The organism is Cutibacterium nasicola (genome assembly GCF_052654715.2).
The window spans coordinates 1,490,023-1,507,310 of sequence record NZ_CP199745.2; the positions used below are offsets into that span (position 1 = coordinate 1,490,023).

General features: G+C 63.2%; 18 protein-coding genes, 1 tRNA gene and 1 riboswitch. Of the genes, 3 read left to right on the top strand and 16 right to left on the bottom strand.

Annotated features, from left to right (window positions below; genetic code table 11):
* Positions 1 to 249 precede the first annotated feature (249 nt).
* A complete protein-coding gene (locus ACUCCZ_RS06915) occupies positions 250 to 1,011 on the top strand; it encodes a class F sortase (protein WP_016667335.1) in 762 nt (253 codons plus the stop codon).
* A 370-nt stretch (positions 1,012 to 1,381) separates the two neighbouring features.
* Here ACUCCZ_RS06915 and polA read toward each other — a convergent pair whose 3' ends face one another.
* Positions 1,382 to 4,060, bottom strand: coding sequence for a DNA polymerase I (polA, locus tag ACUCCZ_RS06920; protein ID WP_435916839.1), 2,679 nt, complete (start codon positions 4,058 to 4,060; stop codon positions 1,382 to 1,384).
* 70 nt (positions 4,061 to 4,130) lie between these two features.
* On the opposite strand from polA, the gene ACUCCZ_RS06925 reads away from it, so the two are divergent.
* The gene (locus ACUCCZ_RS06925) at positions 4,131 to 4,544 is read left to right on the top strand and encodes a PaaI family thioesterase (protein WP_435916840.1); all 414 of its coding nucleotides are present in this window, start codon (positions 4,131 to 4,133) and stop codon (positions 4,542 to 4,544) included.
* 18 nt (positions 4,545 to 4,562) lie between these two features.
* On the opposite strand, the gene ACUCCZ_RS06930 is transcribed toward ACUCCZ_RS06925, so the two are convergent.
* Complete coding sequence (locus tag ACUCCZ_RS06930; protein ID WP_435917046.1) at positions 4,563 to 5,210, bottom strand: ANTAR domain-containing response regulator; 648 nt, start codon at positions 5,208 to 5,210, stop codon at positions 4,563 to 4,565.
* Positions 5,211 to 5,385: 175 nt separating this feature from the next.
* Here ACUCCZ_RS06930 and ACUCCZ_RS06935 point away from each other — a divergent pair.
* Positions 5,386 to 5,468, top strand: a tRNA-Leu gene (locus ACUCCZ_RS06935).
* An 8-nt stretch (positions 5,469 to 5,476) separates the two neighbouring features.
* Here the strand turns inward: ACUCCZ_RS06935 and ACUCCZ_RS06940 are convergent.
* From ACUCCZ_RS06940 to murC, 14 genes are all read right to left on the bottom strand, one after another.
* On the bottom strand, positions 5,477 to 5,848 hold the full coding sequence (locus ACUCCZ_RS06940) for a fluoride efflux transporter FluC (protein ID WP_435916841.1): 372 nt from the start codon (positions 5,846 to 5,848) through the stop codon (positions 5,477 to 5,479).
* The gene (locus ACUCCZ_RS06945; protein ID WP_435916842.1) at positions 5,845 to 6,273 is read right to left on the bottom strand and encodes a fluoride efflux transporter FluC; all 429 of its coding nucleotides are present in this window, start codon (positions 6,271 to 6,273) and stop codon (positions 5,845 to 5,847) included. The genes ACUCCZ_RS06940 and ACUCCZ_RS06945 overlap by 4 nt, the downstream gene beginning before the upstream one ends.
* Positions 6,264 to 6,821: a universal stress protein gene (locus ACUCCZ_RS06950; protein ID WP_462981535.1), complete on the bottom strand. Its 558-nt coding sequence runs from the start codon at positions 6,819 to 6,821 to the stop codon at positions 6,264 to 6,266. Before ACUCCZ_RS06950 ends, ACUCCZ_RS06945 begins: the two co-directional genes overlap by 10 nt.
* 93 nt (positions 6,822 to 6,914) lie before the next feature.
* Positions 6,915 to 6,985, bottom strand: a riboswitch (Fluoride riboswitch).
* A gap of 124 nt (positions 6,986 to 7,109) precedes the next feature.
* Positions 7,110 to 8,486: a pyruvate kinase gene (pyk, locus tag ACUCCZ_RS06955; RefSeq protein WP_435917048.1), complete on the bottom strand. Its 1,377-nt coding sequence runs from the start codon at positions 8,484 to 8,486 to the stop codon at positions 7,110 to 7,112.
* Positions 8,487 to 8,660: 174 nt separating this feature from the next.
* Complete coding sequence (locus tag ACUCCZ_RS06960) at positions 8,661 to 9,581, bottom strand: RluA family pseudouridine synthase (RefSeq protein ID WP_435916843.1); 921 nt, start codon at positions 9,579 to 9,581, stop codon at positions 8,661 to 8,663.
* Positions 9,559 to 10,083 (bottom strand): signal peptidase II, encoded by a 525-nt coding sequence (locus ACUCCZ_RS06965; RefSeq protein ID WP_435917049.1) that lies wholly within the window; start codon positions 10,081 to 10,083, stop codon positions 9,559 to 9,561. The genes ACUCCZ_RS06960 and ACUCCZ_RS06965 overlap by 23 nt, the downstream gene beginning before the upstream one ends.
* 59 nt (positions 10,084 to 10,142) lie before the next feature.
* Positions 10,143 to 10,622 (bottom strand): TraR/DksA family transcriptional regulator, encoded by a 480-nt coding sequence (locus ACUCCZ_RS06970; RefSeq protein ID WP_435916844.1) that lies wholly within the window; start codon positions 10,620 to 10,622, stop codon positions 10,143 to 10,145.
* A gap of 161 nt (positions 10,623 to 10,783) precedes the next feature.
* Positions 10,784 to 11,875: a DivIVA domain-containing protein gene (locus ACUCCZ_RS06975; protein ID WP_435916845.1), complete on the bottom strand. Its 1,092-nt coding sequence runs from the start codon at positions 11,873 to 11,875 to the stop codon at positions 10,784 to 10,786.
* A 151-nt stretch (positions 11,876 to 12,026) separates the two neighbouring features.
* Positions 12,027 to 12,317, bottom strand: a complete 291-nt coding sequence (locus ACUCCZ_RS06980) for a YggT family protein (protein ID WP_435916846.1) — start codon at positions 12,315 to 12,317, stop codon at positions 12,027 to 12,029.
* 11 nt (positions 12,318 to 12,328) lie between these two features.
* On the bottom strand, positions 12,329 to 12,847 hold the full coding sequence (locus tag ACUCCZ_RS06985; RefSeq protein WP_435916847.1) for a cell division protein SepF: 519 nt from the start codon (positions 12,845 to 12,847) through the stop codon (positions 12,329 to 12,331).
* 127 nt (positions 12,848 to 12,974) lie between these two features.
* Positions 12,975 to 13,760, bottom strand: a complete 786-nt coding sequence (locus ACUCCZ_RS06990; RefSeq protein WP_435916848.1) for a purine nucleoside phosphorylase YfiH/LACC1 family protein — start codon at positions 13,758 to 13,760, stop codon at positions 12,975 to 12,977.
* 1 nt (position 13,761) lies between these two features.
* Entirely contained in the window at positions 13,762 to 15,015 is a 1,254-nt protein-coding gene (ftsZ, locus tag ACUCCZ_RS06995) for a cell division protein FtsZ (protein WP_435916849.1), read from the bottom strand.
* A gap of 122 nt (positions 15,016 to 15,137) precedes the next feature.
* A complete protein-coding gene (locus tag ACUCCZ_RS07000; RefSeq protein WP_435916850.1) occupies positions 15,138 to 15,851 on the bottom strand; it encodes a cell division protein FtsQ/DivIB in 714 nt (237 codons plus the stop codon).
* Positions 15,851 to 17,266, bottom strand: a complete 1,416-nt coding sequence (gene murC, locus ACUCCZ_RS07005; RefSeq protein WP_435916851.1) for a UDP-N-acetylmuramate--L-alanine ligase — start codon at positions 17,264 to 17,266, stop codon at positions 15,851 to 15,853. Before murC ends, ACUCCZ_RS07000 begins: the two co-directional genes overlap by 1 nt.
* Positions 17,267 to 17,288: the final 22 nt, after the last annotated feature.

Here is a 17,288-nt window from a genome sequence, read left to right on the forward strand (position 1 = left end):
AGCACGATCTACTCCCGTCCGAGATCGCACAGACCACAACGCAGCAGCAAGCGTAATACCCCAGCACAGGAGGGTCAACCGTCCTTCCCCAGTTCGCGGCACACACGGTCGATACAACCTCCAGTTCGATACGAGGTTTGTCCCGCAACGAGGTAATCTGCCTCTGGATCCACCTTCTCGGATCCTTCCCCATTCGGGTACCACATCCCGAGACTGAATCCCTCGTAAGCCTTGGAGGACATCACAGTTATGACTGATCAGTCTCCCCGACACGGTGAACCACCCACCGAGTCGACGTCGTCGCGCAGCTCAGCCACCCATGCCGGCGACAGCACACAGTCAGGCAGCCCACGTTGGCGAATTGTTGCTCTCGCGGTTGTCATCGCTCTTGTTGTCGCCGCCATCGCCGCTGTCATCGTCCAACGCGATAACGGCGACGACTCTGCTGGTGGTCCTGGTTCGGCGACATCTGCATCGACGTCAGCCGCGCCTGCGGCGTCCGCCAAGAAGAAGGGCCCCGTCCCGGCCGGTTGCATGAAGAACCCGAGGCCCATCGTGCCGGTCAAGTACTCGATCGACCACCTGAACGTCTCCGCCAAGGTTCTCTCGCGTGGCCTCGACAGCGCCGGAGCAGCAGGGGCGCCCCCGCGCGACGATCCTTCCTCGATGGCCTGGTTCAACCAAGGTCCCAAGGTCGGTTCCAACAGGGGCAACGTCGTTCTCACCTCGCACACCTTCCATGTTGGAGAGGCGCTGGGGAACAGGATGTACAGCAGGGACAACGGCATCAAGCCGGGAGACATCATCCGGTTCTCTGACACGTCCGGGAATACGGTCTGCTATAGGTACACCCACAACGTGAAGGTGTGGGTCAAGGACTATGACCCCAACTCGACGATCCTCTACGATGACAACGGTCCGGCCCAGGCAGTCATTGTCGTGTGCTGGGACTATGTCAAGGGCAAGGGTCATGAGTCACGGGTGCTGTTCTACGCCGACCCGGTCGCGTGATCGTCAACCTCATCTGAGGCCACCCCGGGGCGGGTCATGGCCCGTTCGTGGAGCATCAGTACGGGTCTGACCTCTACCGTCATGCGACGGGTGAGAAGTCGGTGGATCCGACGGCTGAGGCCGACAAGACGTGAAATGATTGCTGCGCGAGTGGCCCCTGCAACACGGTGTGGACCTCCGACGGCGGCTCGGCCTGATACGTCGACACCCGCACGGGCAATTACCGCCATCTGGCCCGGCTGCGCCTACGACCCTCCCGTCCGGAACGAACGCTTCGCCCCAGCCTGGTTCGACATCGAGTGACCGTCACCATTGATGACGGGAGGAGGAGTGCTCCAGTCGATGCGCCCTGTTGTCTCACTGGCCGAGCTCAGTGCGCAGCGTCGAACCACGACCGTCCAACGCCGATCGACACCGTCAGCGGCACCGACAATTCCAGGGCGTGGCCCATCGCATCGGTGACGATCTCGCGAACCAGTTGCTCCTCACCATTGGCGATCTCAAGGATGAGCTCGTCATGGACCTGTAGCAGAACGCGGCTCGTCAAACCAGCCTTGTCAAGTTTCGCGTCGGTAGCGAGCATAGCCAGCTTGATGAGATCTGCAGCCGATCCCTGAATGGGTGCGTTGAGTGCAGCGCGTTCCGCCATCTCGCGACGTTGACGATTGGTCGAGGTGAGGTCGGGCAGATAGCGACGGCGTCCCAACAGGGTCTCGGTGTATCCCTGACGACGAGCCTGGTCGACGACCTCCTCGAGATAGTCGTGGACCTTCCCGAAGATGCTGAAGTAATCGGCCATGAGTTCCTTGGCCTCCCCGACACTCACCTTGAGCTGGTTGGAGAGACCGTAGGCGCTCAGACCGTAGGCCAGACCGTAGTTCATGGCCTTGATCTTGGAACGCTGCGCGACGCTGACGCCCTCCGGAGCCACCCCAAAGACGTGCGAGGCCGTCACGGTGTGGAAATCCTGCCCGGAACGGAAGGCATCGATGAGGGACTGGTCCCCCGAGACGTGAGCCATGATCCGCATCTCGATCTGGGAGTAGTCGGCACTCATGAGGGATTCGTACCCCTCACCGACGACGAATCCCTCCCGGATACGTCGTCCCTCCTCGGTGCGCATCGGGATGTTCTGCAGGTTCGGGTCCTTGCTGGACAGCCGTCCGGTTGCAGCGATCGTCTGCATGTAGGTGGTGTGGACCCGACCGTCATCACGGACTTCCTTGAGTAGACCGTCGACAGTCTGACGCAGTTTGATGGCGTCACGATGCTCCAGCAGGTGAGCCAGAAAGGGATGCTCGGTCTTTTCGTACAGACTGGCCAACGCGTCGGCATCGGTGGTGTATCCGGACTTGGTGCGCCGGGTCTTCGGCATGTCGAGCTTGTCGAACAGCACCCCCTGCAGCTGCTTGGGGGACGACAGGTTGATCTTCTCACCAGCCGCCTCCCAGGCAGCCTCCTGGGCACGGGTGACACGCCCGTCGAATTCGGATCGCAGTCCTTCCAAGACGTCGGGGTCGACGGCTATACCGGCCCGCTCCATCGACATGAGGCACCGCTGCACCCCCATCTCGACATCGTGGAGCAGCTCGGACCCGCCGCGGGCCTCGACCTCCTTCTCCATGACGTCGGCAAGCTTGGTGACGGCCACCGCCCTCTCCATGGATTCGGCGGACCGGTCGTCCCCGAAGTCGAACATCCCCTGGCCGGACTGGTCCTCCCCCTCCCCCAGAATGACGTTGAGGTGGGTGCGCACCGCGTCGTCGAACTTGTGAGCACGGCGATCCGGATGCAACAGATATGAGGCAAGCTCGGTGTCGCAGGTGAGGCCATTCACATCCCAGCCGCGCTCGGCCAGCGCCTCCACCGGACCCTTGGCCGAATGCATCGCCTTCGCGTGGTCCTCGTCGGCCAGCCACTGGGCAAGGGACTTCTCGTCATCCGGGCCGAGCTCAGCTGTGTCGAACCACACCGCAGTACCTTCTCCGGCCCCCAACGCCACGGCCTCCACATCACCGGACCCACCACCCCAGGTGCCCGTGACATCAACACCGACCCGGCCTTCCACCCTGGACAGCCAGTCACCCAAGGTGCCCGGCTCGAGCACGGCGCCGCAGACGTCAAGGGTCTGGTCAACCTCAACGACCTCATCAGCGTCCAACGCGGAGGCCAGCGCACACACACGATCCCACAGGGTGCGGAACTCCAAGGTGTCGAAGATGGCCCGGGTAGCCTTCGGATCCCAGGGCTGACGAGCAAGATCAGCCAAGGCGACGTCGAGATCAAGGTCGCGGACCAGGGCGTTGAGCTTACGGTTACGGATGACGTCGTCAAGGTGATCGCGAAAGGACTGGCCCGCCTTCCCCCTGACGGTGTCAGCCTCACGAATGAGATTCTCCAGCCCGTCATAGGCGTTGAGCCACTTCACAGCTGTCTTGGGGCCAACCCCGGGAACGCCGGGAAGGTGGTCAGCGCTCTCCCCCACCAGGGCCGCCAGCTCGGGGTAACGGGCCGGGGGCACGAGGTACTTCTCCTCGACACTTTCCGGTGTCATCCGGGCAAGGTCCGAGACACCCTTGCGCGGGTAGAGCACCGTCACCTGGTCATTGACGAGCTGCATGGCGTCCCGGTCCCCCGAGACGAGCAGGGACTTGAACCCCTCAGCAGTCGCCCGGGTGGATAGGGTCGCGAGAATGTCATCGGCCTCGTAGTTCTTCTTGGACAGATGAACGATGTGGAGGGCGTCGAGGACCTCCTTGATGAGGTCGATCTGGCCGGGAAACTCCGGCGGAGTGGCGGCTCGTCCGGCCTTGTACTCGGAGTACTCAGTGGTTCGGAAGGTCCCGCCTGCAAGGTCCCACGCCACCGCGATGTGGGTGGGCGTCTCATTGCGCAGCAGGTTGATGAGCATGGCGACGAAACCGTGCACCGCATTGGTGTGCTGGCCCGTCGAGGTGATGAAGTTCTCGACCGGCAAGGCGTAGAAGGCCCGGAAAGCCATGGAGTGCCCATCAAGGACCATGAGGGTGGGCTGCGTCGTCTCGCTCATGTCCTCGACTCTAGAGGACACCACGGACAGTATTGAAGAACCGAACGGCACACGGTGGCATGCTTCACCCATGACCTATTCCATCCCTGAACATCCGCTTCCGGAGTGGCTGGCCGAACTCGTCAGCCCCCTTGACGACAAACTTGGCGTCAAGGTACGGGAGATTTCTCCCACTCGCTGTGTCGTCACCGCGCCGCTCGACGGCAACACCCAGCCCATGGGTCTGTGGCACGGCGGCGGCTCTGGTGTCCTCGTGGAGACAGCCGGCTCCCTGGCTGCCATGGCCCACGCGCGCACCTTTGAGCATTCCGCCGTCGGTACTGAACTCTCGGTATCGCATCTACGCCCACCCCACGGCCATCAGGTCATTGCGACCGCGACGGCAGTGCATCTGGGTAGACACACGACGACCCACACCGTCGAGATTGTCGACGATGAGGGCCGTATCTGCGCTGTTGGACGGATGACGTGTCAGGTCATCTGAGAACGAGCCACGTCGAGATCACTTCTCGTTCTCGGCGTGATCAATGACTCCCTGAGCCACCTCGCGCATCGACTTGCGCAGGTCCATGGCGGTCTTCTGGATCCACCGGAAGGCCTCCGGCTCGGTGAGGTCAAGGCTGGTCTGCAGGATGCCCTTGGCCTGGTCGACGATCTTGCGCGACTCCAGGCGCTCCTCCAGGTCCATGACCTCGTCCTCCACGCCGCGGATCTCGGCGAAACGGGCCATGGCGATCTCGATGGCCGGAATGACGTCCGACGCATCGAAGGGTTTGACGACGTAGGCCATCGCGCCGGCCTCCTTGGCGCGCTTGATGAGGTCGCGCTGGGAGAAGGCGGTCAGCATGACGACCGCACAGATGCGATCCTCAGTGATCTTGTCAGCCGCAGTGATGCCGTCCATCTTCGGCATCTTGACGTCCATGACGACCAAGTCGGGTTCGAGCTCATTGGCGAGACGGACGGCCTCCTCACCGTCACTGGCCTGGCCGACGATCTCGTAACCGTGCTCCTCGAGAAGCTCGACGAGATCGAGGCGAATAAGGGCCTCGTCCTCGGCCACCACGACGCGTGGATGTTCCGTCCCCACCCCCGGATCAGGGGTGGACCGGGTGGGGTCTTGTGGCTTGCTCACGGTGGTTCCTTGCATGTCGATCGGTGACAACTCAGTTCAATTCTAGTGGCTGACAGGCCTTGCCGCACCCACATCCGTGCCTGATCGTGATTGACACCCCCTCAGTGACGATCGAATCGTCGATCATCGGCAACACTCAGTAACTGCAGAATCGGCATACCGGCGCAACTGTGGCACAATAGGCGAGCCGGCCCGAGTGGCGGAATGGTAGACGCGGCGCACTCAAAATGCGCTGTCCTTGCGGGCGTAGGGGTTCGACTCCCCTCTCGGGCACCGTCGGCTCACACCAGTGATCCCAGGAACAGACCAAGGATCGCTGCCAGCACTCCTGCAATGGCCATCCCCAAACAGTGCAGACCTGCCACGTTCACCCCCCGGCCGGAAGCGGTGCGCGCGGTCTCCACCGACGCCGTGCTGAAGGTCGTGAAGCCACCGCAGAATCCCGTTCCCAGCGGGCCCTTGAGGTGCTGCGAGAATCCCACGTCACCGAGGGCCACCGCGGTGATGAATCCCAGCAACAGGGATCCCACCACATTGATGACGAGGGTTCCCACCGGGACTGGGGCCGAAAGACGAGAGCTGATGCACAAGTCGAGCAGGAGTCGTGTGACCGCACCCAGGCCACCAGCCAGGCAGATCCACAGCATCGTCACGACGACCTACCAGCTGCCGCACGCACGGTGGTGATCATGACCCAGGCCAGGAAGGCGCCCGCCACGACACTCATCAGCAGGTAGGCAACACCCAACAGCCAGTGCCCGGACATGACGCGCTGCCCGGTCTCCACCGCAAGGGTCGAATAGGTCGTGAACCCGCCCAGCATGCCGGTACCGAGGCAAAGCCGAACCGCCCGGCGAATCCCCTCGTCAGGGCCGGCATGGACGAGAACTTCGAGCAGGGTCGCAAGCACGAAGGCCCCCACGAGGTTGGTCACCAAGGTCGCCCAGGGCACGCCGTCGGCAGTGGTCGGCAAGGCGTGGGTCATCCCGGCTCGCATGAGGGTACCCAGGCATCCTCCCAGGAACACCAGACCCACCAGTACGGGACGTCGATCGAGGAATCCCGATCTCACTGCCATGGCGAGGAGTCCTTCCAGTCGACGACGGCGATAGGCACCACAAGCACCGGGCGGTGCTGATGGTGTGACAGATTGGTCGCAATCGATCCACTCACGAAGTCCTGGACCCGCCGCCGATGGGTCCTGGCTCCCACGATGAAGGCCGCGGCATCAATGGCTCGAGCGAGATGGGTCAAGGCACGATCTGGCTGACCAGCAAGGTACTCCAGTCGCCAAGGAACCCCGCTGCCCTCCAGAACAGTCGAAATGTCCTCGGCCAGCCGCTGACGAGCGGTCTCGACGTCGTCACCCATGGCGTCCGGGTCGACGGGTGCAGACACCACCGACCCATCTGTGTTCTCCTCGACGACATAGCGCCGCTGATCAACGTATGCGAAGACGACCTGGGAGGCCTTGGTCGCGCGAGCCAGCGAGGCAGCCGTCAAGCTCACCAGGCTCGATTGCCCCGGAACCACCGCGACGACGATGGGGTGTCCTTCGAACTCGACCATTCGGGCTGGGTGCGGCTGGGGCACTGCGCCATCCTTCGCCGCCATGTGTCCGCTCATAACCATCCCTCGCGCCGGGAGCCACGCGTCTGCACGGGATTCATCACCATCTCGCTCATTCATCGGCGCGAGGGCAAACTCCTACCCCCGCATTACGGGGTAGGAACCATCAGCCGGTTCGGCAGTTCGGCATTGGCCAGGCGGGATCCATCGCCATCACGGACTTTACCAGGCTCCTACCCCGTCGGCTCCTTTCGCGGCGCGGGCCTTCATCCCGTAGGGAAAAGGGGGACGTCCCCCGCTCCAGAAGGAGAGAGGGACGTCGCAACAGTCGAGGTTCAACCGCGATCAGTCGTCCTCCTTGATGCGAAGGATGCGCAGATCGTTGGTCTTGCCCGGGATGTCCATCGGGGATCCGGACAGCACGACAACACGGTCGCCGACCGGCACGAATCCCTTGTCGCGCAGGTAGGCGTTGACCCAGCGGTACAGGTCCTCAGCGGTCTTGAACACCGGGGTGGCGACGGCGTGGGCACCCCACACCCAGGCGAGATCCTTGGTGGTGGTCTTATCAGGGGTGAAGACGATGAGCGGGGTGCTCGGACGCAAACGCGCGATACGGCGAGCGGTGTCACCGGACTTGGTGAAGGCCACGATGAACTTGGCCTCGGCACGCTCGGCAATCTCGGCAGCAGCCTTCGACATGATACCGCCGGTGGTGCGCGGATCCCAGTCGATCTTGGCGATCTTGTCCAGACCGTGAGCCTCGGTTGACTCCACGATCTTGGCCATGGTGCGGACGGTCTCGCCCGGGAAGTCGCCAACGCTGGTCTCGGCGGAGGTCATGACGCCATCGGCACCGTCCAGAATGGCGTTGGCCACATCGGCGGCCTCGGCGCGGGTCGGACGGGGAGCGTGGATCATCGACTCGAGCATCTGGGTGGCCACGATGACGGGCTTGGCCTGGAGACGAGCCTTCTCGATGATCTGCTTCTGGATCAGCGGAACCTCCTCGAGCGGGCACTCGACGGCCATGTCGCCACGGGCAACCATGACGGCATCGAAGGCGTCGATGATAGCGTCGAGGTTCTCGATGGCCTGCGGCTTCTCCAGCTTGGCGATGACCGGGACGGTGCGTCCCTCCTCGTCCATGATCTCGTGGACGCGGTCAATGTCAGAGCCGTGACGCACGAAGGACAGGGCAACCAGATCGATACCGGCCTTGAGAGCCCAGCGCAGGTTCTCCTCATCCTTCTCGGTCAGGGCCGGGATGGAGACGGCAACCCCGGGAAGGTTGATGCCCTTGTGGTCACCGACCGGGCCGGCGACCGTACAATGGCAGTTGACGTCGTTGCCGCTGACCGAGTCAACCTGCAGGACGGTCTTGCCGTCGTCAATGAGGATGACGTCGCCAGGCCTGCAGTCCTCAGGCAGCCCCTTGAAGGTGGTGGAGACGCGCTCCTGGTTGCCCAGGATGTCGTCGGTGGTGATGGTGAACTTGTCACCAATCTCGAGGTCGATCTTGCCGTTCGACTCTCCCTCGGCCTTCTCGAACAGGCCGGTACGGATCTTCGGACCCTGCAGGTCGGCCAAAGCCGCCACGTTGAGCCCGAGCTCCTCCGACACCGAGCGAACCAGGTCAAGACGCTCCTGGTGCTCGGAGTAGTCGCCATGACTCATGTTGAGGCGGGCGATGTTCATGCCAGCCTGCATGAGCTCCTTCATGGCGTCATGGCTGGACACAGCGGGTCCAAGGGTGTTCACAATCTTAGCTCTACGCACGCCCCCACGATACCGCCCAACATCACGGGAACCCGACTCAAAGAGCCACTCACCGCCGGATGTACACCAGACGTTCATCAATAATGCACGGATGACCACAGCCGACTGAGCGACTGCTCAGGCGTGCCTCACCACATCCAGTGCATGTTGCAGATCCTCGGACGGCTCTGAGTGGAACGTCACCCACTCACCACGTCCCGGATGGGTGAAGGACAGCTCCGCGGCATGCAACCACTGCCGTTCCAGTCCCAGTTCCGTGGCCAGCACCGGATCACACCCATAGAGCGGATCTCCACAGCAGGGATGGTTGACGGCTGCCATGTGCACCCGGATCTGGTGGGTCCGACCGGTCTCGAGGTGCACCTTGAGCAGGGTCGCGTGATGGAACGCCTCAATCGTCTCGTAGTGGGTGACGGAGTGACGCCCCCCGTCAACGATTGCCATCTTCCAGTCATGACGGCGATCACGACCGATGGGGGCATCGATCGTGCCCGTGAACGGATCGGGATGTCCCTGAACAAGGGCGAGATACACCTTGTCGACAGTTCGGTCCCGAAAGGCCTGCTTCAACACGGTGTAGGCGTGCTCACTCTTGGCGACCACCATGAGGCCGGAAGTTCCGACGTCAAGGCGCTGCACGATGCCCCGGCGCTCCGGCGCCCCACTCGTGGAGATCGCAAACCCGGCAGCCGCCAGATGCTCGACAACGCTGGGACCGTCCCAGCCCAGAGACGGGTGAGCAGCCACGCCAGCCGGCTTGTCGACGACGACGACGTCAGAATCGTCATGAACGATTCTCATCCCCTCGACGATCTGAGGGGTGATCGACGGGGTGGCGACGGGATCGCAGAGATCAATGTCGAGCATCTGCCCCGTGGCGACGCGAACAGATGCCCGGGGCACCTTCTGCCCATTGAGGAGGACCAACCCTTCCTTGATGAGATCGGCAATCCGGGATCGCGACACCCCGCTCATTCGAGCGGCAGCAACGTCAACCCTCTCTCCGTCAAGACCATCAGGTACCAGCAGGACGCTCACATCTCCTCCTTCTCGTCGCGCTCCCCCTCCCATTGTCATCCGTCGCATGGCCTTCACCGTCATGGTGGCCAAGGATCGACACCAGCACGACGAGGATCGCCGTACAGGTGATGAAGATGTCGGCAACGTTGAAGACCGCGAAGTGCGGCAGGCTGATGAAGTCGACGACATGACCACGCAGCGGCCCGGGCGCCCGGAAGAAGCGATCAGTGAGGTTGCCGCAGATACCGGCAACGAGCATCCCACAGGCGATGAGGGACCAACGATGACGAGCCTTCGGCACTCCCCACGCGCACACGACGATGAGCATCACGACGGCGAAGAGACTGATGAGGACGGTCGCCGTCGATCCCATGGAAAAGGCAGCACCCGGGTTGCGCAGCAACCGTAGGGTGAATAAACCGCCAACCCAACTCGGTGGATCGTAGGGATCGAGATGAGCGACGGCCTCCGCCTTAGTCCATTGGTCAAGGCCGTAACCGGCCATCGCGATGATGACCATCACGAGACGCCAACGCCTGAGCTGGGCTCCTGTCAACGCGGTCGGATCAGTGGGAGAACTCACCGGCGCTCTTCGCGCTGCTTGCACTTGACGCACATGGTGGCTCGCGGAAAGGCCTGCAGACGGGCCTTCCCAATGGCCTTGCCACAGGACTCGCAGGTACCCCAGGTGCCCTCGTCGAGCAGCTGGAGAGCAAGCTTCGACTGGTCGTAGACGGCACGGGCATTGCGGGTGACGGAGATCTCCTGGTCACGCTCGAACTGGGAGGAACCGACGTCGATGGTGTCCATGCCCGCACCGTCGTTGCCCTGCTTCATGAGATCAGCAAGGTTATTCTCAGCTTCGGCGAGGACGGTACCCATCCTGTTGACATCCGACTCCAGGGCATCGATGATCTCGCGAACCTCATCAACCGTCCATGGCTCATCGCCGTCGCGCACCGGCAGTGAGGCGGCGATGGCCTCGACATCATGATCTGACATGGAACTCTCCATCGTCATGCGGGGATCGTCCCCGGCTTGGTGGTGTGTGCCGCTCATGTCATCACCTCCGTGGGGTTTGCATGAACTGGGGGCAGACATTACACCCATGCCACTCACCCGTCATCCTGGTCACCCGCTCCGAGATTGACCATCAGATGAACGACACCGTGCCCCGGTCATGTGACCGGAGCACGGTGTCCTGGAGAGTGCGTGTCGCGTCAGTTCTGCTGCTGACCGCGACCAATGAGAGCGTCGAGACGCGGGGTGGAGGAGTCACCCGGAGCGACGCGGTTCTCCGACTTGAGCAGCTCAGGCAGCTCGGCAGGCTCGAAGACACCCTTCTCGAGGTTGTCAGCCTGAGCACGCAGATGGGAAGTGAGAGCATCGCGGTAGCGAGCCTCGAAGGAGCGCAAGTGATCGATATTGCCGACCAAGGTGTCACGCTCGGCCTCGAGTTCGCGGAAGAGCTCGGTACGGCGAGTCTGGGCGTCGGAATTGACCTTGTCAGCGTTGCTCTTGGCGTCCGAAGTCACCTTCTCGGCATTGACGCGGGCGCTGGACTCGATACGCTCGGCACGGGTCTGGGCATCGACGGTGAGCTCGTGAGCCTTGGTCTCGGCAGCCTGGACCTTGCGACCGGCCTCCTCCTCGGCCTCACGGACGACGCGCTCGGCATCGGCGAGGGCCAGCTCGACCATACGGACGACGGCCGGGGAAGCCTCGGCGCTGGTGGTCACGACGAGCTTCTGGACGCCGTCGCCCCCGGTGGTCGTCGGCTGCTGTTCGGCGACAGAGGAGGTACGGCTGCGGGCGGCGAGGGCCTGAGCGTCACGCAGCTGGGCGCCGAGACGCTCGTTCTCGCTGCGCAGGTGTGCAACCTCAGCCGGGTCAATGTCCTGGCTCGGACGCTGGGCAGCCCGGCGCAGCTCCTCGACCTCGGACTGCAGGGAAGCCTTCTCCTGCTCGAGCTGGTGAGCGCGCTTCTCGGCCTCTTGCTGGGCGGCCTTGGCGCGATCAACCTCGCCGGAGTCGACCGGACGGTCATTCTGCTGAGAGCGCAGCTCCTCAATCTGAGCGCGGAGGCGCTCGTTCTCGTTGACGAGCTCCTGGTCGGCCTTCTGCTCACCCTGATCACCAGACTTGAGGGCCTCGACCTGGGCCTTGAGACGCTCGTTCTCGTCGGTGAGGGTCATGAACGCCGCTTCTACCTTGTCGACGAAATCATCGACCTCAATGGCGCGGTAGCCCTCGCCGTTGCGTTTGACCATCGGGAAACGAACCATGCGCACCTCTTCGAGGGTCAGCGTCATTGTGCACTCCAAGATGTCGGGGACAGTCAGGACCCGTGCGGCGGACCATGTGGTCCGAGGTGGACACGAGATGCCGACAAGGTTACTCCACCGCAGCGCTCGCGTCACTCGGGAGGCTCAACCTCACCTTTGGGGTACGGCCAGTACCCCATCACCAGAAGACGGCAATGACCAACCTCTGGAGGATGGCCAGCAGGACGAAAACGATGATGAACCCGACCGAGAGTCCGACATTGCCGAACCTCACCGGCGGCACGAGCCGATCGAAGAACTTGATCGGCGGATCCGTGATCGTGTAAACGATCTCAAAGACCACGGCCAATGCGCCGTGCGGCTCAAAATCGCGCACCAACAGCGGCACCCAAGACATGAGCATCCGTACGATGAGCAGCACCGTGTAGATCTGGATGAACCACGTGAGGACAGTCCCGACCAGGATCATGGATGGCTCCGTCAGGACTGGTTGAAGAACCCGCCGCTGGCGATGCGGGCCTTGTCCTCCGGGGTGACATTGACATTGCGCGGGCACAGCAGGAAGACCTTGCTCGTCACCCGCTCGATGGTTCCGCGCAGACCGAAGATGAGACCGGCGGCGAAATCAACCAGACGCTTGGCATCAGCGTCGTCCATCTCGGTGAGGTTCATGATGACGGGAATGCCGTCACGGAACTGCTCGCCAATCGTGCGAGCCTCGTTGTAATTGCGCGGATGGACGGTCAGGATACGGTTGATGTCGGCGATGCTGGGCTCGTTGAGCTCCGAGCGGCGACGTTGCTGGACCGCCTTATGCTCCCTGCCGTGCTGCTCGGTGGAGTCATGATGATGCAACTGGGTCACCTCCGAAGATGGCTCGTACCCGTCGTCGGAGTAGACCTCCGTGGTGAGCTCCTCGTCCGGAAGATCCTCCTCGTCGTAGCGGCGATCGTCAACGATGCCGACGTACGAGGCGATCTTCCTGCCGATTCCTGCCATCTGGAGCTCCTTCTCGTGGGTGCGTCCCCGGGAACGGGGGTATCACCATTCAAGCCTGCCACGGATACTGCCACGGTTTGATGAGACACGCGAACGCTGACACATCATGAACCGGCGAGATCCGTCCTCACCGAGGGTTGGGAGTCCTCCACACCAGGCCGGCAAGACGGCCCGCACCATGATCCCTCCGGTGGGAAAACAAATCCTGTCCCTCAAAGGTACAAGGGTCAAGCCCCACTGCTGCCACCCCCAGAGACTCCAGCTGAGCCAGGGCGCCAGCACCCAGATCAAGGGCAGGAGTCCCTTGACGAGTCATGGCCCGGGTTGCCGGGTGCTCTGCCCACACCTGCTCCGCCATGTCAGCAGGAACCTCATAGCAATTACCGCAAATATGAGGCCCCACCCATGCCAGCAAGTCAGTGGCTCCCATGTCTTGCATGGCATCGACGGTGGCAGGCAGGACCCCCGCCAGGAACCCCACCCGACCGGCGTGGGCAACCCCGATGACGCCAGCTTTCGGATCGGCCAGCACGACGGGCATGCAATCGGCAACCCGAATGGCCAGGGCGACCTCCGACAGGCCGGTGACCATGGCATCAGCAATGGGAAGTTTCTGCTGGCCTGTCACACGATCTCCGAGGTAACGTCGCGGAGTCCACCCCTCGACGTCGTCGGCCCCGACTCGCCACACGCCCTTGCCGTGCACCTGATGACAGACCATCACCGGCCCGAGGCCGAGGCGGGCACGCAGCGCCTCCACGTGCTCGAGAACAGCGGGATCCTCGTCAGTACGTCCGAGATTGAACCCGTCGAAACCATGACCACCCAGGCCCCGGCCCGCAGGATCCACCCGATCTGTGAAGGCAACCCCAACGCCATTGTTGGCGCCGGGGTCGATGACGCATCTGAGCACGTCACTTCAGGAAGTCGGGGATGTCCAGATCATCCTCGGGCTCATCACCCTGCGAACGCTCGTCGTGCTGCTGCACCGGCTGGTTCAACTGCTCCGGCTGGGAAGGACGATCATCGAACGGGTTGCCCTGGGTCTGCGGACGAATCGGGGTCGGCTGCTGGTCGCCACTACCCTGACGGTTCGCGCTGGAAGCAGATCCGGACGGGGCTGCCCCGGTACCGAACACGCCTGCCGAGGAACGATTGCTCATTGCCGGACGAGAGGCAGGACGCTGGCTGATGCCAGGCTGCTTGCTGCCGGTGAGCTGACCATTCTCGAACCCGGCCGCGATGACCGTGACGCGGACCTCATCGCCGAGGGCATCGTCAATGATGGTGCCGAAGATGATGTTGGCCTCGTCGTGGGCGGCAGCCTCGATGAGGTTGGCCGCGCTGGCGACCTCGAACAGACCGAGATCGGAGCCACCGGCGATCGACAGCAGCACGCCGCGAGCACCGTCGATGGACACCTCGAGCAGCGGGGACGAGATGGCCATCTCGGCGGCGGCACGGGCGCGATCCTCACCAGAGGCCCGACCGATGCCCATGAGGGCCGATCCGGCGTTCGACATGACCGACTTGACGTCGGCGAAGTCCAGGTTGATCTGGCCCGGCGTGGTGATGAGGTCAGTGATGCCGGAAACACCTTGCATCAGCACCTGGTCGGCCTGTTTGAAGGCGTCCAGGATGGCAATCTGCTGGTCCGTCATGTCCAACAACTTGTCGTTGGGGATGACGATGAGGGTGTCGACCTCGTCACGCAGATTGTCGATACCGGACTCGGCCTGGGACGAACGGCGGTGACCCTCGAAGGAGAACGGACGGGTCACGACACCAATCGTCAGGGCCCCGAGGGAACGGGCAATCTTGGCGACGACGGGGGCAGCACCTGTGCCAGTCCCACCGCCCTCACCAGCGGTGACGAAGACCATGTCGGCGCCCTTGAGGGACTCCTCGATCTCGTCAGCGTGATCCTCGGCAGCCTGACGTCCCTTGTCAGGGTCCGCACCTGCACCCAGTCCTCGGGTGAGGTCCCTGCCGATGTCGAGCTTGACGTCGGCATCGCTCGTGAGGAGGGCCTGGGCATCAGTGTTGACGGCGAGGAACTCAACTCCCTTGAGTCCCGCCTCGATCATGCGGTTGACGGCGTTGCAACCGCCACCGCCTACCCCCACGACCTTGATCACGGCGAGGTAGTTCTGGGATGGAATAGCCACTGGAGTTCTGCCTCACTCTTGTCTGACGGACCGGTCTAGGGGCAAGAGTATGAGCACGTCAGAAGGGTGTCCAACGCTGTGCACCACCTGGACCTCGACCCTCAACCCCGGCTTGAGACTGCTCAACGAGAAGTCGGGTGTTCCGGGGAGGAGACGTCGAAACGGGTTGCCTTGACGTCAAGCATCGCAGCGGTGACCTTGCCCTTGAGCTCGGACTGATCCGCCGATCCCCACACCACCGTCCGCTTGCCGGACAGTACCACGACGATGGCGTCACGGGATTTGGCCTCGACGTGATCGACTTGCCGTCTCAGCTCAGCGGGGAAGGAATCAGCCACGATTGCGACATCACGCAGCAGAGCACGATTGCCCGACGACGTGGTGGCCCACACCACCTTCGGGATGGGTTTGGCGGCCCGATTGAAGACCGCCCCGGTGGGATCGATCCACAGGTAACCCCCATGAGTCTTGACCTGATACGACACCGTCAGCTCGGTGACGTCAATGACGACGGTGTGAGGCCACTTCCGGTGCACCTCAGCCTGTTGGACGATGCCCATCGCGCTGACGCGGGCAGCGACCTCGTCAGTGTTGACCCGCGCCAAGGGCCGGCCTTTCTGCACCTTGGCAGCCTGCTCGACCTGGGAGACCGTCACCAGATGCGTTCCGTGCACCTCGACGGTGTCGGCGCTGAACACGGAAGAACTGCGCACGACCCAGACGGCCACGAGGACAAGGACCATCGCCGCAGCGACAATCCCTGCGATGATCCGATTGCGACGTCGTCGGCGTCGGCGACGCAACCCGATGGCGACGTTGATGTCGGAAACCGGCATCAGGACTTGTCCTTCAACAATCCGACCAGGACCGGACCCACCAGGGTGACGTCACCGGCCCCTAAGGTGATGACGAGATCGCCGGGGCGCACCTCCTCGGCGAGAGCCTCCGGAAGGTCCTGCTTGTCAGGGACATAGCGGGAATCACCACCGGCCGCGATGACCGCGTCATGCACCATCTCTCCCGTGACCCCGCGAATCGGATCCTCCCGGGCCGGGTAGACGTCGGAGACGATGACCCGGTCGGCCAGGGTGAGGGCCCGGCCGAATTCCTCCGCGAAGTCCCTGGTACGGGAGAACAGATGGGGCTGGAAACAGGCGATGACCCTCCCCTGTCCAGTCACTGCGCGGCGCGCAGCACCGAGAGTTGCCCGCAGCTCTGTCGGGTGGTGGGCATAATCGTCGAAGACAGCCACCCCACCGACGCGCCCAACCAGCTGGAACCGGCGCAAGGTTCCGGTGAAGGCCCCAATTCCCGCCAAGAGCTCGTCATGACCAATCCCCAGCAGCGAGCCGACACAGTAGGCAGCAGCGGCGTTGGACACGTTGTAGCGGCCGGGAACCTGAAGCTCAAGGTGTCCCCGGGTGGACCCGTGGACGAGAGTGGCCGAGGCCGTCGTACCTTCCAGGTCGAGGTCGACGAGCCGCACCTCTGCCTGCTCCGACTCACCACAGGTGACGACCTTGACCGTTCCGGTGCTCTCCAGTCGAGCCGCCAGCTCGGCCGCACCTGGATCATCGACATTGGTGACGACGTAGCGCACCTCGGGCCGGGTTGCCATCGAGACGAAGCCATCGAAGTAGGCCTGCGGGGTGCCCCAATTGTCGAGGTGATCGGCTTCCACATTGGTGACGACGACGATCTGGCTGGGATACTGCAGGAAGGAGCCGTCGGACTCGTCAGCCTCGACGACGAAGGCCTCTCCTCCACCGAGGTAAGCCGACTTTCCGGTGGATGCCAGCGGCGAACCGATGACGTAGGACGGATCAGCTCCCGCATGATCGAGCATGGTGGCGACCATTCCGGTGGTCGTCGTCTTGCCATGGGTACCGGCAATTGAGACACCCTCACGACCCAACATGAGGGCGGCCAGAGCCGCTGAGCGGTGCCAGACACGCAGACCGAGACGGTTGGCCTCCACCAACTCCGGATTGTCACGACGGATCGCCGATGAGACCACGACCGTGCGAGCCCCGGCCACATGGGCAGGGTCGTGGCCCACCCAGGTCTGGATCCCAGAAGCTGCCAGATAACGCAGATTGGCAGAATCGACCTGGTCGGACCCGCGAACATCCACTCCCATGTCGTGATAGATCCGTGCCACCCCGCTCATCCCGGCCCCGCCGATGGCGATGAAGTGAACCGGCCCAATAGTGCTGGGGTCGAGCAGCTCGACAGGTTCACGCAATGACATGAGAGTTCTCCTCAGCTGGTCG